Below are 16,052 nucleotides of genomic sequence, written 5' to 3'. Positions count from 1 at the left end.
GGTCCGCCGACCATGGGCCGTTGGCATATGCGCGGCGGAAGATAGCGCACCGCCCGCACCGCTGTCCCGATTTCCCGTAACTACCGCGAGCGGGCGGGGGTGTGGCGCAGACCATAGGGCATGAGCTCCCGGCCGAACGACCCGCGCCCCATCCGTTTCCGGCAGACCACGCCCCGGCGCGCCGCACCGCCGCACGCCGCGTACCGGTCCGCCGCCTCCCACGTCACCCTCGCGGGGGCCGACTGGCTCGCTTCCGCCGGTGCGGCTCCGCATCACGTGCACGCCCTGTGGGCGGAGAACCCGGGCGCCCCCATGGTGCTGCCGTGCGGCACGGCGTTCGACGTGGTCGGGCTCCCGGCCCTCTTCGGGCGCAAGGTCCTGGACCGGTTATGGGCGGACGGGCCCGGGTCCGGGCCGGTCGCCGTCCAGCGCGGCCGCCTGCTGCTCTTCGCCGCCCCCGGCACGGCCCAGCGGCTGCCCGCGCTGCTGACGTGGGAGGAGTGGGCCCGTGCGATGCCGCCGCTGCTGTGCCACGGCACGGGCGACGCGGTGACGGTCCCCCCGCTCTATCCGGCCGCCGAGGACGAGCCCGTGCCCCCGGCGTCGCGCTGGCTGGTCGCTCCCGAGTTGCGCCACCCCTGGCTGCCGGACGCCGAGGTGCTGCTGTGGGCGTGCGTACGGGTCACCCGGGAGGCCGCGGGCCCGGACCTCAGGAGCGGCGGCGCGCACCCCGAGGACGCCACGGCCGCCACGGCCACCCGTGTGACCAGCACACCCGCGCATTCTCCCGGCTGAAACATGCGGATTTTCGTTCCACCGGATCAGGGTGCTAAAGTCTTCCACGTCAGCAAGCGCCGCTAGCTCAGTTGGTTAGAGCAGCTGACTCTTAATCAGCGGGTCCGGGGTTCGAGTCCCTGGCGGCGCACAGACAGAAGAAGGCCCCCCACCTCGGTGGGGGGCCTTCTTCGTGCGCGGGACCGTCCGCCGTCAGTCCCGGGTCACGACGACCGTCCAGGAGCCGCCCGCCGTCCGGCCCCGTACGGACACCCGCACCCCGTCGGCCTCCGAGCGCAGGGACTCCCCCACGCCGAGCGGCGCGTCGGCGAGCGCGGGGTAGACCGACTCGCCCCAGCACGCCTGGTGGCCGGGGTGGCCGTCCAGCACCTGCACGGGCCCGTTGCCGGAGGCGGTGTCGCTCTGCACGCGGTAGACGAGCACGCCCTCCGTGCAGGTGGCGGCGTCATTGCCGGCCGCGGAGCGGGCCTCGACGGCGATGGCGCTCTCCGGGCCCGTACGGACCACGACCATGCGGGTCCGGTTGTCGCCGCCCGGTTTCATCGGGGCCTCCAGGGGCTGGATGGTGTGCAGGCTGCTGCCGCGCCCCCGGACGCAGGCGACCTGTCGCGAGCCGAGCCAGCCGAGCTTCCACTTGTGCCAGCCGAAGGGGTCCGAGGCCAGTCCGAACTGGCTGCCCATGAGGTCCCAGTCGCCGACGTGGGTGTCCCAGTCGCCCTTGCCGTCCTGCGGGCGGTGATAGAGGTCGGGCAGGTCCAGGACGTGGCCGGTCTCGTGGGCGAGGACGTTGCGGTCCGGCGGGTGGTGCTCGAAGACGGTGACGACGCGGCGCAGCGTGGTGCCGTCGACCTGGACGGGGTGGTCGAGGTTGACGACCTTGGTCGCGTCGGAGTCGACGCCGGGGGCGTCGGGGTCGGCGACGAAGTAGACGAGGTCGTAGCGGCTGAAGTCGACGTCGGCGTCGGCCACGGCGATGGCGTCCCGCAGGTATTCGGAGCGCTGGTCGCCGTCCCAGTCCCGCTGTATGTGGTACGAGGTGGCGGGCCGGGGCATCCGCAGCCACTTCTTCAGCGGGTGGGCCTGGAGGGAGAACCGCCCGTAGGAGGCCCGCTCGAAGAAGCGGGAGGTGGCGGGGAAGTGATCGGCCGCGAGCCGCTCCGGGGAGACCTCGGGCTTGGAGTCCGGGAAGGACAGGAAGATCATCACGGCGTCGAGCCGGCCGACGGGCCGGGGGTAGGCCGGGTTCCAGGTGTCGAGCCCCTCGGAGTGGTGGGCCTGGCTGCGCGGCAGCGCGCACGGCCCGCCGGGCCCCACCGCGTGCGCCGGTCCGGCGACGACGGTGGTGGCGATCGCACAGAGGGCGGTCAGGACGGCGCCGACGCGACGCAGTCGCGGCCGCGGCCGGTCCACCCCCATGGGTGTCTGCGGACGCACCACGTCGACCTCCCGGGACGGATTCGGGACACCTCATCCAGCCTCATTGGATTTGTGGTGATATGCCCGTTTCTATTACCCCGGTCGAGTGACTAAGCCGACTTCTGGGTACATCACACTCAGTCACTGACGGTCAATCGAGACGGCGCGGCGCCATCAGCTCAGCCAGGAGCGCGCAGGGTCGATCAGGAAGGGACAAAGGGGAGAAGGCACCCGGAGCCCCGAGGGCCGGGCCGCTGGAACGGGCCACGTGCGCGCTCTATGATCGCCACATTTCCAGCACGGATTCCCCCGGACAGGCGGCCGCCAGCCGTGTGTTCGGACGTACGTACGAGATCCATGAGACCCATACGAAGCCAGTGCGGAACGAATGCCATGCGGGAGCGAGCGGTGAGCGGAACCCTCGACAGCCAGGGCGGCGCGCCCGGCTCAACGCCTACAGTCGTCACGCAACGTAATGAATCCAGCGATTTTCGCGCCGCCTTCAACGCCGCGCAGCTCGCCATGGCCGTGGTGGGCCGCGACGGGCTGGTGCGCACCGCCAACCACGCGCTCGGCGAGCTGCTGGGCACCGACCCGGCCCGGCTCGCCGACGCGCCGGCCGCCGATCTCACCGGGCTGCGCGAGGACTCGCGCACCTGGCTCGCCTATCGCGAGGTGCTGCTCGGCCGCCGCGAGCGGCTGCACTGCACGCGCCGGCTGCGGCCGCGCGGCGGGCAGGGGATGTGGGCCGAGGTGATCGTCACGCCGCTGCCCGACAGCTGCGACACCCTGCTGTCGGTCGCCGACATCAGCGACCGGCGCGATCTGCGCGCCCGGCTGCGGCACTTGAGAATGCACGACCCGGTGACCCGGCTGCCCAACCGGAGCCTCTTCTTCGAGCGGCTGACCACGGCGCTCACCAGCGGAGCGGTCGCGCACGGCGGGCGCGGCCGGATCGGGCTGTGCTATCTCGACATCGACGGCTTCAAGGCGATCAACGACACCCTCGGCCACCGGGCCGGCGACCGGCTGCTGAGCGCGGTGGCGAAGCGGCTGACGGAGTGCGCGGCGCCGGGCGGCCATCTGGTGGCCCGGCTCGGGGGCGACGAGTTCGCCCTGCTGGTCGAGGAGTCGGCGGGCACGGAGCAGCTCGTCGCCCTCGCCGCGGCCGTCCAGACCAAGCTGCAACGGCCGTTCGAGGTGGCGGGCCAGCGGCTGGCCGTGTCGGCGAGCATCGGGGTCGTCGAGCGGCCGGCCGCGGGGACGCACGCCACGGAGCTGATGCAGGCCGCTGACACCACGCTGTACTGGGCCAAGGCCGACGGCAAGGCGCGCTGGACCCTCTTCGACCCCGAGCGCAACGCCCACCGGATGACCCGCCAGGCCCTCTCCAGCACGCTGCGCCCGGCGGTCGAGCGGGGCGAGTTCGTGCTCCAGTACCAGCCGCTGGTGGGGCTGGGCGACGGGGTCGTGCGCGGCGTGGAGGCGCTGGTGCGGTGGCGCCACCCTCAGTTCGGGATGCTCTCGCCGAATCGGTTCATCGGGCTGGCCGAGGAGACGGGCGCGATCGTCCCGCTCGGCCGCTGGGTGCTCGCGACGGCCTGCCGTCAGGCGCGGCGCTGGCAGCTGGACCACCCGCGGGCGCCGATCGTCGTCAGCGTCAACGTGGCCGTACGGCAGGTCTGGGACTCCGACCTGGTCGCGGACGTGGCGACGATCCTCGCCGAGACGGGGCTGCCGCCGCGCCTGCTCCAGCTGGAGCTCACGGAGTCCGCCGTGATGGGCTCGGCCGGGCGGCCGCTGCAACAGCTGCAACAGCTCAGCGACATGGGGGTGGCCATCGCCATCGACGACTTCGGCACGGGCTACTCCAACCTCGCCTACCTCAGCCGGCTGCCGGTCTCCACGCTCAAGCTCGACGGCTCCTTCGTCCACGGCTTCCGCTCGGAGGAGCCGCCGAACCCGGCCGACGAGACGATCGTCGAGGCACTGGTCCAGCTGGCGCACCGGCTGGGCATCAAGGTGACGGCGGAGTGCGTGGAGAGCGCGGAGCAGGCCGAACGACTGGGCCGCATCGGCTGCGACACGGGCCAGGGCTGGTTCTACTCCCGCCCCGTCCCGGCGGACTCGATCTCGGCCCTGCTGGAGACGGTGGGGGTGGGCCGGTTCTGAGGCCGTCGTGCCGGACGGGCCCCCGTCCGGCACGACGCGCCGCCCTACTTCCCCGGCAGCCCGAACGCGTCGGCGATCAAGTCGAAGCTGTGCAGCCGCGCGTCCGCGCCGTGCGCGTTGGAGGTGATCATCAGCTCGTCCACGCCCGTCCGCTTGACCAGGCCCCGCAGCCCCTCGGCCACCTCGTCCGGCGTGCCGTGGACGACGTTCGCCAGCCAGCTGTCGACGAACTCCCGCTCGCCCGCGCGGTAGTCGTACGCCTCCGTCTCCTCCGGCGTCGGGATCAGACCGGGCCGCCCCGTGCGCAGCCGCAGCATCGAGAGCGCCCCGGTGCGCACCTGGCGGAGGGCCTCGGCAGCGTCCGGCGCGGCGAACGCCTGGACGCCGATCTTGGCGTACGGCCGGTCGAGGATCTCGGACGGCCGGAAGGACTCGCGGTAGAGGTCGAGTGCCGGAACCGTGTTCGCCGAGGAGAAGTGGTGCGCGAAGGAGAACGGCAGGCCGAGCACACCGGCGAGCCGCGCGCTGAAGCCGGAGGAGCCGAGCAGCCAGATCGAGGGGCGGTCGGCCCGCTGCACCCCGCCGGGAACCCGGCCCTGGACGGGCCCCGGCACCGCGTGGATGCGGGAGTAGGGGTGCCCGTCGGGGAAGTCGTCGTCCAGGAAGCGGGTCAGCTCGGAGAGCTGCTGCGGGAAGTCGTCCGCGTCCTCCCGGAGCCGGTCCGCGCGGCGCAGCGCGGCGGCGGTCGCGCCGTCCGTGCCGGGCGCGCGCCCCAGGCCGAGGTCGATGCGCCCCGGGGCGAACGCTTCGAGGGTGCCGAACTGCTCGGCTATGACGAGCGGCGCGTGGTTGGGCAGCATCACGCCGCCGGAACCGAGGCGGATGCGGTCGGTGTGGGCCGCGATGTGGGCGAGGACGACGGCCGGGGAGGAGCTGGCGATGCCGGGCATCGAGTGGTGCTCGGCGACCCAGAAGCGGTGGAAGCCCCGCCGCTCGGCCAGCCGCGCCAGCTCGACGGAGGTGCGGAGCGCCTGCCCGGCGGTCCGGCCGCTGCCGACGGTCGCGAGGTCCAGTACGGACAGAGGGACGGGCGCGCTGCCCTCTGCCGTGCCCCGGATGAAGTCACCGTCCTGTACATCGGCCACGGTGGTCCGCCTTCCTGATCGCCCGCGGCACTCCCGTGCCGCACTCCGGTCGTCTCGCTTTCGCCGGGAGCAACCGGAGAGACTCTCCGCTTATTCCCGCGGCGGGCAGCTTTCCCGATCTTTCCCCCCGCCCCCGCCGTACCCACATGACAACCGCATATGCCAAGGTGGCGCGCCCCAGGACAGCGCCTTGCCAGTTGGCCGCGGTCTGGTCAACACCCTCTCTCCGGCACCCTTTTCGCGGTTATCGTGAGAGCGGGAAACTCGACGGAAAGCCCGCTAGGGGGAAACCGTGGCGCTCAAACACGAGCCGACCGCGCCGTTCCACTCGGTGCAGTACGCCCTCCGGGTGCTGGACACGGTCACGAGACGCCCCGGCGGCGTGACCGAGGCACTCATCTCACGCGAGACCGGTCTGCCCGTCGCGCTCCTCTCGCCGTTACTGCTGATGCTCCGCCGCGAGGGCTACGTCGAGCGGCTCGCCGACGGCGCGTACACCGTCGGCGGCTCCCTGGCCCTGCTGGGCTCCGCCGAGGACCGCGCCCACGCCCTGCGGCTCAAGCTGCGGCAGTCGCTGTCGGAGCTGCGCGACTCCGTCGGCGCCGCCGTCTACCTGAGCCGCTACGTCGACGGCGAGATCAGGATCACGGACTACGCGGACAGCCCGCAGACCCCCAAGGTCCACGAATGGGTCGACTTCCGCTCCGCCGCCCACGCCAGCGCCATCGGGAAGTGCCTGCTCACCCAGCTCGACCACGACGACCGCCGCGATCACCTCTCGCGCCACAGGACGGCCCGGCTCACCTCCCGGACGATCACCAGTGAGCAGGCCCTCTTCCGCAGGCTCGACGCCCAGCCCGCGACCGTGCCCGTCCTCGATCTCCAGGAGTACGCGGTGGGCACGGTGTGCGCGGCCGTGCCGATCACGGCGGGACGTTCGGTCGGCTGCCTGGCACTCTCGCTCCCGCTGACCGACGCCCACCGGCTTCGGCAGGCGGCCGACACCCTGAACCGGCGGGCGACGCCCGTGCTGCTGTCGATGGCCCTCTGATCCCGCCGGCCCGGGCGCCGGGTCGGCGGGTGGTCGGGAGCACCTGTTCGGACCAGGTATATTTATCTCTGTCAGCAGGCGCCGCTAGCTCAGTTGGTTAGAGCAGCTGACTCTTAATCAGCGGGTCCGGGGTTCGAGTCCCTGGCGGCGCACAGACAGAAGAAGGCCCCTCACCACGGTGAGGGGCCTTCTTCGTGTACAGAAGCGGGGACGACAACGGGTACGCGACCGGGGGCATGACAAAAGTCATCGTGGACCCATGATGTCCGGGCCTGCCACCGGGTCACCCCCGCCGGAAGAATTCTTCCCATGGACACCACGACGACCGCCCCCGCCACTGGCACCGGCACCGCCACCGTGCAGCCGGCCGACATCAAGCCGCTGCCCCTCTGGTACTTCGGCTTCGAGGCCGTGGCCTCCGGCGCGTACGACCTGTACAAGGCGTTCCCGCAGATCCTCTGGGTGCTGGGCGCGCTCGCCGTGGTCAACCTCGTCGTCTCCCTGACCGTCCTGCGCCCCCGGCTCCAGCTGGCCAAGCGGCTATGGCGCGGCAAGAGCACCCGCAAGATCGCCATCGGGCTGCTCACCCTCCGGCTCGGCAGCCACTTCGTGCTGGCCCTGCTGGGCATGTCGGTGGTCTCCACCGCGGGCCACCTCGCCTTCGCCGCGGTGATGGCCGCCATAACCGGCCCGCTCCTCTGGTTCGCCCAGCGCACCGCGCTGCGGGCGCTCGCCTCCGAGGACGCCCGCGCGGCGGAGCTCGCCGCCCGGGAGGCGTGACCGGCGGGCCCGTAGCATGGAGGGCCCACCGCTCGCACGAGAAGTCCGCGTCGCGGAGCCCGTACGAGCAAGAGCGACAGGAAGGAGCAGTACGTGCCGCAGCACCGCCGTCCATCGGCCGCCGCCGTGCTCCTGCTCCTCCTCGCGGTCGTCTTCGGCCCGTCCCTCGCCGGGACGGGCCCGTTCGCGTCCGCGTCCGCGTCCGGGAAGGGGGCCGCGGTCTCGAAGGTGGCGGAGGCCGCCCGGCAGACCCCTGTTCCCGCACCCGGGTCCCAGGCCCGGCCGCACGCCGCGGACGCCTTCGGCTCGGGCGGCACCTGCAAGCAGCAGGACGCGCCCCTCAGCGGCACCCAGGCGGTCGTCCCCCACGGCCACACCGACCCGCTGACCGGCCCCGGCGCCGGCCGGGCCGCCCTGCCCGAGGGGCACGCGCCCCGGCCGGGCGCCCCCCGCGCGCCGCCCGTCCCGGTCGGCGGCTGCGCCGAGCTCCTCCCCGTCCTACGGATCTAGACCGCCCGCCCACGGCCCGCGCACCGGGCCGTGCCCCGGCATGTCCAGATTTCCGTACGCCCCAGGGAGCACTCCCCCATGTCCGCACGTCTCTCCTCACCCTCCCGCCGCATCGCCGCGATCGGCGCGGTGGTCGCCCTCGTGGTCGCGCTCGTCGCCACGGGCATCGCGATCGGCAAGAACTCCGGCGGCTCCGGCAAGCGCGAACCCGCCGCCGGGGCCGCCGGGGAAACCTCCCCCTCCGCCGACGAGCGGCAGAAGGTCTACGCGCAGCTGGAGAAGGCCAGCGTCCGCCGCGGCGGCGACGACCCGCTGGCCGTCGGCAAGGCCGACGCACCCGTGGTCCTCGTGGAGTACGCCGACTACCAGTGTTCGTACTGCGGCAAGTTCACCCGCGACAGCCAGCCCGAGCTGGTCAAGAAGTATGTGGACGAGGGCACGCTGCGCATCGAGTTCCGCAACTTCCCGATCTTCGGCAAGGACTCCGAGCGGGCCGCCCGCGCGTCCTGGGCCGCCGGGCAGCAGGGCAGGTTCTGGCAGTTCCACGACGAGATCTACGCCAAGACCCGCAAGGGTGACGCGCTCGCCGAGGACAAGCTCGTCGACATGGCCGGCAGCGCCGGCGTCAAGGACCTCGACAAGTTCCGCGCCGATCTGAACGGGTCGGCCTCCGCGGCCGCGGTCAAGAAGGACCAGGAGGAGGGGTACTCCATCGGCGTGCAGTCCACCCCGACCTTCCTCGTGAACGGGCGGCCGATCGCGGGCGCCCAGCCCATGAGCGCCTTCGACGAGGCCATCGCGCAGGCCAAGGCGGCGAAGAAGAGCGACAAGTGACCGACATCGGCTACCTCGCCGCCTTCCTCGGCGGCGCTCTCGCCCTGGTCAGCCCGTGCAGCGCGCTGCTGCTGCCGGCGTTCTTCGCCTACTCCCTCGCGAGCCCCGGCCGGCTGCTAGCCCGCACCTGCGTCTTCTACCTCGGGCTCGCGACCACGCTCGTCCCCCTGGGCGCCGCGTCGACCGCCGCCAGCCGCCTCTTCAACGGCCACCGCGACGTGCTGATCAGCGTCGGCGGCTGGCTGGTGATCGCGATGGGCGTCGCGCAGATCCTCGGCCTGGGCTTCGCGTCGAAGCGGGCACAGGCCGCGGCCGGGCGGATCACTCCGCGGTCGGCGGCGTCGACGTTCCTGCTGGGCTGTGTGTACGGGCTGGCCGGCTTCTGCGCCGGACCGATCCTCGGCGCGGTGCTGACCCTGACCGCCGCGACCGGCAACCCTGCGTACGGCGCGTCGATGCTCGCCGTCTACGCCCTGGGCATGGCCCTGCCGCTGTTCGTGCTGGCCCTGTTCTGGGACCGCTTCCAGCTCGGCCGGCGCCGCTGGCTGCGCGGCCGCGAACTCCGGGCGGGCCGGCTGCGGCTGCACACCACCTCCCTCGTGTCCGGCCTCTTCTTCATCGGCATCGGCGTGCTCTTCCTCGCCTACGACGGGACGACCGGCCTGCCCGGCGTCCTGGACGCCGACCAGGAGTTCCGTCTGGAGGAGCTCGCGTCCCGGGTGGGCAACGCGGTGCCGGACTACGCGCTGCTGGCGGTGGTCGCGCTGGTGGTGGCCGGCGTACTCGCCCGGATCGCCCTGCGCCCGGAGAAGCGGCCGGAGCCGGAGCGGGACTGAGGCCCGGCCGCCGGCCGGGCTCGACCGCACATCCGGATCGAGCCCGGCCGACGCACCGGGGCCGGTCAGAACTGCACGTCGGAACACGCGTAGAACGCGTTGCCCGTGTCCGCGATCGTCCAGACCGCCAGGATCAGCTGCTTGCCCGTCCGCCCGGCCGGGATCGTCCCCTGGTGGGTGACGGTCGCGTCAGGGATCTTGCCTCCGTACGGGACGGTCAGGAACGGCTGGTCCTCCAGGTCCGACCGGGTGAGCGGCCGGGTGGGGTCGTAACCGGGCTTCGTGAGGTAGTAGCTGAAGTCCGTCGTGGCGTGCCGGGCCGTGAGCCGCCAGCGGAAGGTGTAGTCCTGTCCGGCCGTGACCGGGGTCGCGGGCCACTGCCCGCCCCGGGGGTCGTCGAGCTGTGCGAAGCGACTGTTGCCGCCCGCGCATATCGTCCCGTCGGACGGCCCGTGCGAGGGGAATCCCTTGGGGCCCTCGACGCTCTGGGGTTCCCACTGGATGTCCCCGCAGTCCTGCACGGTGCCGTTCGCGCAGAACTCCTGGCGACTGGTGGGGGAGTCGGTGTAACCGTGACTGCTTGCACTGCTCGTGCCGAGCAGGGAGACGCCGGCGATGCCGAGGCCGATGATCGCCGCACTGATCTTTTTGCGCATGCTTCGCTCCTCGAAGAACGTGGGGGGTTCTGTGAGCCGAGTGCTGTGAGCCGAGTGAACTGCGGTCTAGACCAAGGCGGAGGCTAGTACCAGCCTGTGGTCATGTCCAGGCCAATGAACGAAGTCATCCGGCCGAAGTTCACCCGCGAGGACGTCACCGGTTCGCCGCCAAGAGGTGGTTGTCCTGCATACGGGCACGCGCCGGCCCCACGGCGCTTCGTGATTCAAGGACGCGCCCTTGACGTGGGCCACCGGGCGGGCACGCCGTACCGCGGCCGTACGGGTGCCAGGCCGGACCGGGGTCAACGCACCCGGCCGTACAGGTTCGGGTCGTAGTGCGCGAACGTGGAGACCCGGACCTTCCTGCCGGGCCTCGGCGCCTCGATGTACCGCTTGCCGCCCAGATAGATCGCGGCGTGGTGCACCCCGGACGCCTTGCCGTTGGACGACCAGAAGACGATGTCGCCGCGGCGCAGGGCCGACCGCGGGATCCGGGTCGTGGCGCGGTACTGGTCGGCCGCGATCCGCGGCAGCCTGGCCCCCGCCTTGCGGTACGCCTTCTGGATGAGCCCGGAGCAGTCCCAGCGGTGCGGGCCGTTGCCGCCCAGGGCGTACGGATCCCCGATGTGGGCCATCGCGAAGGCGATCGCGGGTTCGAGATCCCGCCGCCCGGCGGCCGGCCGCTGGGGGTGCTGGGGCCGTGCCGGCTCGGGGGGCGCGGGAGGCTCCTGCGACTCCTCCGGGCCGGACTCGTCGGCGGGCGCCTCGGCCTCCTCCTGGGCGGACGCCTCGTCGTCCCCCTCCTCGGCGCCCTCTTCCTCGGTGTCGCCGTCCTCGGCCTCACCGCCGGGCGCCGCCTCGGCTTCGACGGCGTCCGGATCCGCCTCCGACTCCGGCACGGCCTCGGCCGCACCCTGCCCCTCCTCCGCCTCCCCACCTGCGGAAACGGCACCCGGATGCGGGAGCGGAGGACTCTGTGGAGCGTTCGCGCTCTCCGTCTGCCCCGGGCCCGGCCGCGGGGATGCCACCGCCGCGCCCACCCCGGGCCCCGCCAGGACCACCGCGCCCACCGCCACCGCGACCGCGCCTCGGAGGGCACACCGGTGCCGTACGGGACCGGCGGCCGTCCGGCGCTTCCCCACGGCCACCGCGGCGGCCCCGTCGACGCAGAGCGCGCACGCGCAGTCGCCGGGTATCGCCTCGGTGAAAGCCGGTATTCGCACGGCACCGCTGCCTTCCGTCGTACTCGGCACAGCTTCTCAACGGCCGAGGAAAACCGCATGTCGGAAAATACGGGCGAATCTCTCGGCGGCCGAGAACCTTCGCCCCGCCCGCACGGCCCGCCCCGCCCACGCAGCCCGCACGACCCGCGCAGCGCCGCACGCAGGCGCTTTCCACCTCCCACCGGCTCCGGGAGGTGGTCAGGAGCACCCTCCGGGATCAGGTAGAGTTTCCTCTGTCAGCAGGCGCCGCTAGCTCAGTTGGTTAGAGCAGCTGACTCTTAATCAGCGGGTCCGGGGTTCGAGTCCCTGGCGGCGCACAGACAGAAGAAGGCCCCCCACCACGGTGAGGGGCCTTCTTCGTGCGCGCGGAAGGCCCCGGAGGGCCGGGCACCACTTCCGAATGCTTCAGCCTCCTTCGTACGGATCTTCGCATCACGCACCGCTTTGCCCGGTAAACACCTCGTTTCACCCTTGTGATCATGACGTGGCGTCCGAGATCCTGAGCCGAGAGCAATGACTCAACGTCAATGAGTGACCAATGAGTTGCGCGTGCCGGTGGGGAGCCGGTGCGCACAGGGTCCATGCGGCTGTGGGGGGCCGACGGACTCACGACGGACACACGCAGTCAGCATGCGTGCGGGGGGATGACCATGACGACCACGCCTGCCGATGCCCGGCAGCAGACCCACGCCCCGGCGGCCGCCGGCGGCCCGCCACGGGCACCCGGAGTGCCACAGCAGCCCGCCGGGCCCACGACGGCACCACCCGGCGGAACGACGGGCGACCGGACCACGGTCCGGTCGCCCGTCCGTCCGCCGGCAGCGCGCCCGCGCTTCGACTACGAGCACTACAGCAGGCTGGCCGGCCCCCTCACCGAGCCCCAGCCGGGCCGGCCGTACCGCGTCCGCTACCGCAGCCTGCTCGCGGACGAGACGCACCGCGTCCTCGGCGCCCTCCTGCTCGGCGCCGCGCCCGTGGTCTCCCTGGGCCTGCTGCTGTGGCTGATGCAGCCCGCCCACTGGACGCACCGCGACCACTCCACCGCGCTGATGCGGTCCCTGGACACCGTGATGCTGGTGTCGATCGGCCTGATCGAGCTGTTCCGCACCCTGAACGTGGCGTCCAACGCCCACGCCACCCTCGTCGCGCGCGACCCCGTGCCGGTGGTGCCCGAGAGCGGCACCAAGGTCGCCTTCCTCACCTCGTTCGTGCCCGGCAAGGAGCCGCTCGAGATGGTCACCCGGACCCTCCAGGCGGCGATCAGACTGCGGCATCGCGGGCCGCTGCACGTATGGCTGCTGGACGAGGGCGACGACCCCGGGGTCAGAGAGGTGTGCAGACGGCTCGGCGTCCACCACTTCTCCCGGAAGGGCGTCGAGAAGTGGAATCAGCCGAAGGGCCCGCACCGCGCGAGAACGAAGCACGGGAACTACAACGCCTGGCTGGCCGCCCACGGCGACGACTACGACTTCTTCGCTTCCGTCGACACCGACCACGTGCCACTACCGAACTTCCTCGAACGCATGCTCGGCTATTTCCGTGACCCGGACATCGCGTTTGTCGTTGGACCACAGGTGTACGGGAACTACGATGCGGCCGTGACCAAGGCCGCCGAGAGCCAGCAGTTCCTGTTCCACGCCCTGATCCAACGCGCCGGAAACCGTTATGGCGCGCCCATGTTCGTCGGCACCAACAATGCCGTCCGGATCAGCGCGCTCAAGGGCATCGGCGGGCTCTACGACTCGATCACCGAGGACATGGCCACCGGTTTCGAACTGCACCGGCACCGCAATCCCGCGACCGGTCGCAAATGGCGCTCCGTGTACACCCCGGACGTCCTCGCGGTGGGCGAGGGGCCGAATTCCTGGACGGACTTCTTCACCCAGCAACTGCGTTGGTCGCGAGGCACGTACGAGACCATCATCAAGCAGTTCTGGAAAGGCCCGTTCACCCTGTCACCGGGCAAATTCGTCAACTACACGCTGATGGTCATCTATTATCCGATGACCGCACTCAACTGGCTGCTGGGCGCCTTGAGCTGTGCGCTCTTCCTGGGGCTCGGCGCCTCCGGGATCCAGATCGACTCCCAGGTCTGGATGATGCTCTACAGCGACGCCGCCGCCCTCCAGATCGGGCTCTACATCTGGAACCGCCGGCACAACGTCTCCCCGCACGAGCCCGAGGGCTCCGGCGGGCTCGCGGGCATGGTGATGTCCGCGCTGTCGGCGCCGATCTACGCCCGTTCGCTGATGGACGCGGTGCTGCGCCGCAGGAGCACTTTCGTGGTGACGCCCAAGGGTGACTCGGCGAGCCCGGACACCCTCTTCGGCACCTTCCGCGTCCACCTGTTCTTCCTGGTGGTGTTCGGCGGCTCGCTGCTGTCCTCGTTCTGGCTCGGCCACACGCACGCGGCGATGCGCACGTGGGCGGCCCTGGCCCTCGCCATCACCGTCGCGCCGGTCCTCGCGTGGTGGTGGACCGTGCGCAACGCCAAGCAAGCCGTGGAGGTCAGCAGATGAACCAGGCCCGTTTCCATGTCAGCCGCCGCACCCGCCGCATGGCCGTCGGGTCGGCGGTGGTGCTCGCCCTGGCGGGGATGAACGGACCGGCGCTGTGGGGCTACGCCTCCGACCAGTACCACGACTACAAGATCAACCAGCCGGAGTACAAGGCGAAGAACGGCCACTGGGACATGGTCGACGTCCCCGACGAATACCGCATCAACACCATTCACGCGGCCCTGCTGCACACCGGCAAGGTGCTGCTCGTCGCCGGGTCGGGCAACAACGCCGCCAACTTCAAGGCGAAGTCCTTCCGTTCGGTCCTGTGGGACCCGGAGAAGAACACCTTCAAGAACATCCCGACCCCGAAGGACCTCTTCTGCGCCGGGCACACCCAGCTGCCCGACGGGAATCTCCTGGTGGCCGGCGGCACCCAGCGCTACGAAAAGCTGGGCGGTGACGTGACCAAGGCCGGCGGGCTGATGGTCGTCCACAACGAGGACCCGGACAAGCCGATCACGCTGCCCGCGGGCACCAGATTCACCGGCAAGAACAACGGGAAGACCTTCGAGTCCAAGGACCCCGTGCTCGTGCCCCGGGCCAAGAAGGTGCAGGACGACGAGAGCCACAAGGTCACCGTCACGGTCAGCACCGCGCGCGTCTATGTGGAGGCCCTGGAAAAGGGCCACCAGCACGAGACCGGGCTCACCGACAACTACAGCATCCAGGGCCTGAAGGGCACCGACACCCGTAACGTCTACGGAATCGCCAACAAGCTCTCGTTCGACAAGAAGGACTTCCAAGGCATCAAGGACGCCTATGAGTTTGACCCGGTCGCCGAGCGCTATGTCACGGTCGACCCGATGAACGAGGCCCGCTGGTATCCCACCCTCACCACCCTCCAGGACGGCAAGGTCCTCTCCGTCTCCGGTCTCGACGAGATCGGCCAGGTCGTGCCGGGGAAGAACGAGATCTACGACCCGAAGACCAAGAGGTGGACCTACCTGCCCAAGGAGCGCTTCTTCCCGACCTATCCCGCGCTCTTCCTCACGGACAAGGGCCGGATCTTCTACACGGGTTCCAACGCGGGCTACGGGCCGGCCGACAAAGGCCGCGTCCCCGGCGTGTGGGACCTGGGAAGCAACGACTTCACCGAGATCCCCGGGATGAGCGACCCGGACACCCTGGAGACCTCGATGTCCGTGCTGCTGCCGCCCGCCCAGGACCAGCGCTACATGGTCCTCGGCGGCGGCGGGGTCGGCGAGGACAAGAAGGCGACCGCCCGGACCCGGATCGTCGACCTGCACGCCCCGCAGCCGCGCTTCAGGAACGGCCCCGATCTCTACGCCGAGGCCCGCTACCCCAGCAGCGTCATCCTGCCCGACGACACGGTCCTGACCACCAACGGCTCGGGTGACTACCGCGGGCGCAGCGATTCCAACATCCTCAAGGCGGAGATCTACGACCCGAAAGACAACTCCCGGCACCCGGCCGCCGATCCGCTGGTGGGCCGCAACTACCACTCGGGCGCCCTGCTGCTGCCCGACGGCCGGGTGATGACCTTCGGTTCCGACTCGCTCTTCGGCGACAAGGCCAACAGCAGGCCCGCGACCTTCCAGCAGGAGATCGACCTCTACACCCCGCCGTACCTCTTCAAGAGCGGCGCCCGGCCCGAGCTGAAGGACACCGGCACCGAGCCGAGGACGCCGGCGCTCGGCGACAAGGTGACGTACCGGACGGGTGGTCCACGGCCGGTCGCGAAGGCGCGGCTGATCCGGCCTGGGTCTTTCACGCACGTCACGAATGTGGAACAGCGGTCGATCGCGCTGGACTTCACGAAGGAACGGGACGGTATCGCCGTCACCATCCCCAAGGATCCGTCGCTGGTGCCGCCTGGTTGGTACATGCTGAACGTCGTGGACGACCGGGGAGTGCCGTCACCGGCGGTGTGGCTGAAGGTCAAGGGGGCGTAGGGGGTTTTCTTCCCCTGCCCCTTCCCGCACTGGGGCACGCGCCCCAGCCCCCCGGCTGCGGGCCGGTCGGCGCCTGCGGCGGGCTTTCCCCCACCCCGCCCCTTCCCGAAACTGGGGGCAAGCCCCCAGACCCCCGAAGCACGCTTCGCGCGCTGTCCTC

General features: G+C 71.2%; 13 protein-coding genes and 3 tRNA genes. 12 read left to right on the top strand and 4 right to left on the bottom strand.

Features of this window, described 5'->3' with window-relative positions:
• Window positions 1-120 precede the first annotated feature (120 nt).
• Entirely contained in the window at window positions 121-795 is a 675-nt protein-coding gene (locus AB0435_RS23305; RefSeq protein ID WP_366007051.1) for a bifunctional DNA primase/polymerase, read from the top strand.
• A 56-nt stretch (window positions 796-851) separates the two neighbouring features.
• Window positions 852-925: transfer RNA gene (locus AB0435_RS23300), tRNA-Lys, on the top strand.
• A 62-nt stretch (window positions 926-987) separates the two neighbouring features.
• Here the strand turns inward: AB0435_RS23300 and AB0435_RS23295 are convergent.
• The gene (locus AB0435_RS23295; protein WP_366007061.1) at window positions 988-2,211 is read right to left on the bottom strand and encodes a M6 family metalloprotease domain-containing protein; all 1,224 of its coding nucleotides are present in this window, start codon (window positions 2,209-2,211) and stop codon (window positions 988-990) included.
• Between the two features lie 393 nt (window positions 2,212-2,604).
• On the opposite strand from AB0435_RS23295, the gene AB0435_RS23290 reads away from it, so the two are divergent.
• Complete coding sequence (locus AB0435_RS23290; protein WP_366007052.1) at window positions 2,605-4,383, top strand: EAL domain-containing protein; 1,779 nt, start codon at window positions 2,605-2,607, stop codon at window positions 4,381-4,383.
• 44 nt (window positions 4,384-4,427) lie between these two features.
• Here AB0435_RS23290 and AB0435_RS23285 read toward each other — a convergent pair whose 3' ends face one another.
• Entirely contained in the window at window positions 4,428-5,528 is a 1,101-nt protein-coding gene (locus AB0435_RS23285) for an LLM class flavin-dependent oxidoreductase (RefSeq protein ID WP_366007053.1), read from the bottom strand.
• Between the two features lie 292 nt (window positions 5,529-5,820).
• On the opposite strand from AB0435_RS23285, the gene AB0435_RS23280 reads away from it, so the two are divergent.
• The 6 genes from AB0435_RS23280 to AB0435_RS23255 all read left to right on the top strand — a co-directional run bounded on the left by AB0435_RS23280 (window position 5,821) and on the right by AB0435_RS23255 (window position 9,539).
• Window positions 5,821-6,579: an IclR family transcriptional regulator C-terminal domain-containing protein gene (locus AB0435_RS23280; RefSeq protein ID WP_366007054.1), complete on the top strand. Its 759-nt coding sequence runs from the start codon at window positions 5,821-5,823 to the stop codon at window positions 6,577-6,579.
• A 78-nt stretch (window positions 6,580-6,657) separates the two neighbouring features.
• A tRNA-Lys gene (locus tag AB0435_RS23275) sits at window positions 6,658-6,731 on the top strand.
• Window positions 6,732-6,888: 157 nt separating this feature from the next.
• The gene (locus AB0435_RS23270) at window positions 6,889-7,359 is read left to right on the top strand and encodes a hypothetical protein (protein ID WP_366427874.1); all 471 of its coding nucleotides are present in this window, start codon (window positions 6,889-6,891) and stop codon (window positions 7,357-7,359) included.
• A 93-nt stretch (window positions 7,360-7,452) separates the two neighbouring features.
• On the top strand, window positions 7,453-7,869 hold the full coding sequence (locus tag AB0435_RS23265) for a hypothetical protein (RefSeq protein WP_366007056.1): 417 nt from the start codon (window positions 7,453-7,455) through the stop codon (window positions 7,867-7,869).
• A gap of 78 nt (window positions 7,870-7,947) precedes the next feature.
• Window positions 7,948-8,703 carry a DsbA family protein gene (locus AB0435_RS23260; protein WP_366427873.1) on the top strand — a complete coding sequence of 252 codons (756 nt, stop codon included), beginning with the start codon at window positions 7,948-7,950 and terminating at the stop codon, window positions 8,701-8,703.
• Window positions 8,700-9,539, top strand: a complete 840-nt coding sequence (locus tag AB0435_RS23255) for a cytochrome c biogenesis CcdA family protein (protein ID WP_366427872.1) — start codon at window positions 8,700-8,702, stop codon at window positions 9,537-9,539. The genes AB0435_RS23260 and AB0435_RS23255 overlap by 4 nt, the downstream gene beginning before the upstream one ends.
• Before the next feature lie 65 nt (window positions 9,540-9,604).
• On the opposite strand, the gene AB0435_RS23250 is transcribed toward AB0435_RS23255, so the two are convergent.
• Window positions 9,605-10,195 carry a lytic polysaccharide monooxygenase gene (locus AB0435_RS23250; protein ID WP_366007059.1) on the bottom strand — a complete coding sequence of 197 codons (591 nt, stop codon included), beginning with the start codon at window positions 10,193-10,195 and terminating at the stop codon, window positions 9,605-9,607.
• Window positions 10,196-10,497: 302 nt separating this feature from the next.
• Complete coding sequence (locus tag AB0435_RS23245; protein ID WP_366427871.1) at window positions 10,498-11,418, bottom strand: C40 family peptidase; 921 nt, start codon at window positions 11,416-11,418, stop codon at window positions 10,498-10,500.
• 243 nt (window positions 11,419-11,661) lie between these two features.
• On the opposite strand from AB0435_RS23245, the gene AB0435_RS23240 reads away from it, so the two are divergent.
• From AB0435_RS23240 to AB0435_RS23230, 3 genes are all read left to right on the top strand, one after another.
• Window positions 11,662-11,735 (top strand) — tRNA-Lys (locus AB0435_RS23240).
• A 333-nt stretch (window positions 11,736-12,068) separates the two neighbouring features.
• Entirely contained in the window at window positions 12,069-13,937 is a 1,869-nt protein-coding gene (locus AB0435_RS23235) for a glycosyltransferase family 2 protein (protein ID WP_366427870.1), read from the top strand.
• The gene (locus AB0435_RS23230; protein ID WP_366004165.1) at window positions 13,934-15,892 is read left to right on the top strand and encodes a kelch motif-containing protein; all 1,959 of its coding nucleotides are present in this window, start codon (window positions 13,934-13,936) and stop codon (window positions 15,890-15,892) included. Before AB0435_RS23235 ends, AB0435_RS23230 begins: the two co-directional genes overlap by 4 nt.
• Window positions 15,893-16,052: the final 160 nt, after the last annotated feature.

Origin of the sequence: Streptomyces sp. NPDC051173, from assembly GCF_040689515.1 — a bacterium.
Taxonomy (GTDB): domain Bacteria; phylum Actinomycetota; class Actinomycetes; order Streptomycetales; family Streptomycetaceae; genus Streptomyces.
The sequence above is the reverse complement of the archived record's forward strand: the minus strand, read 5'-3'. Positions and strand labels throughout refer to the sequence as shown.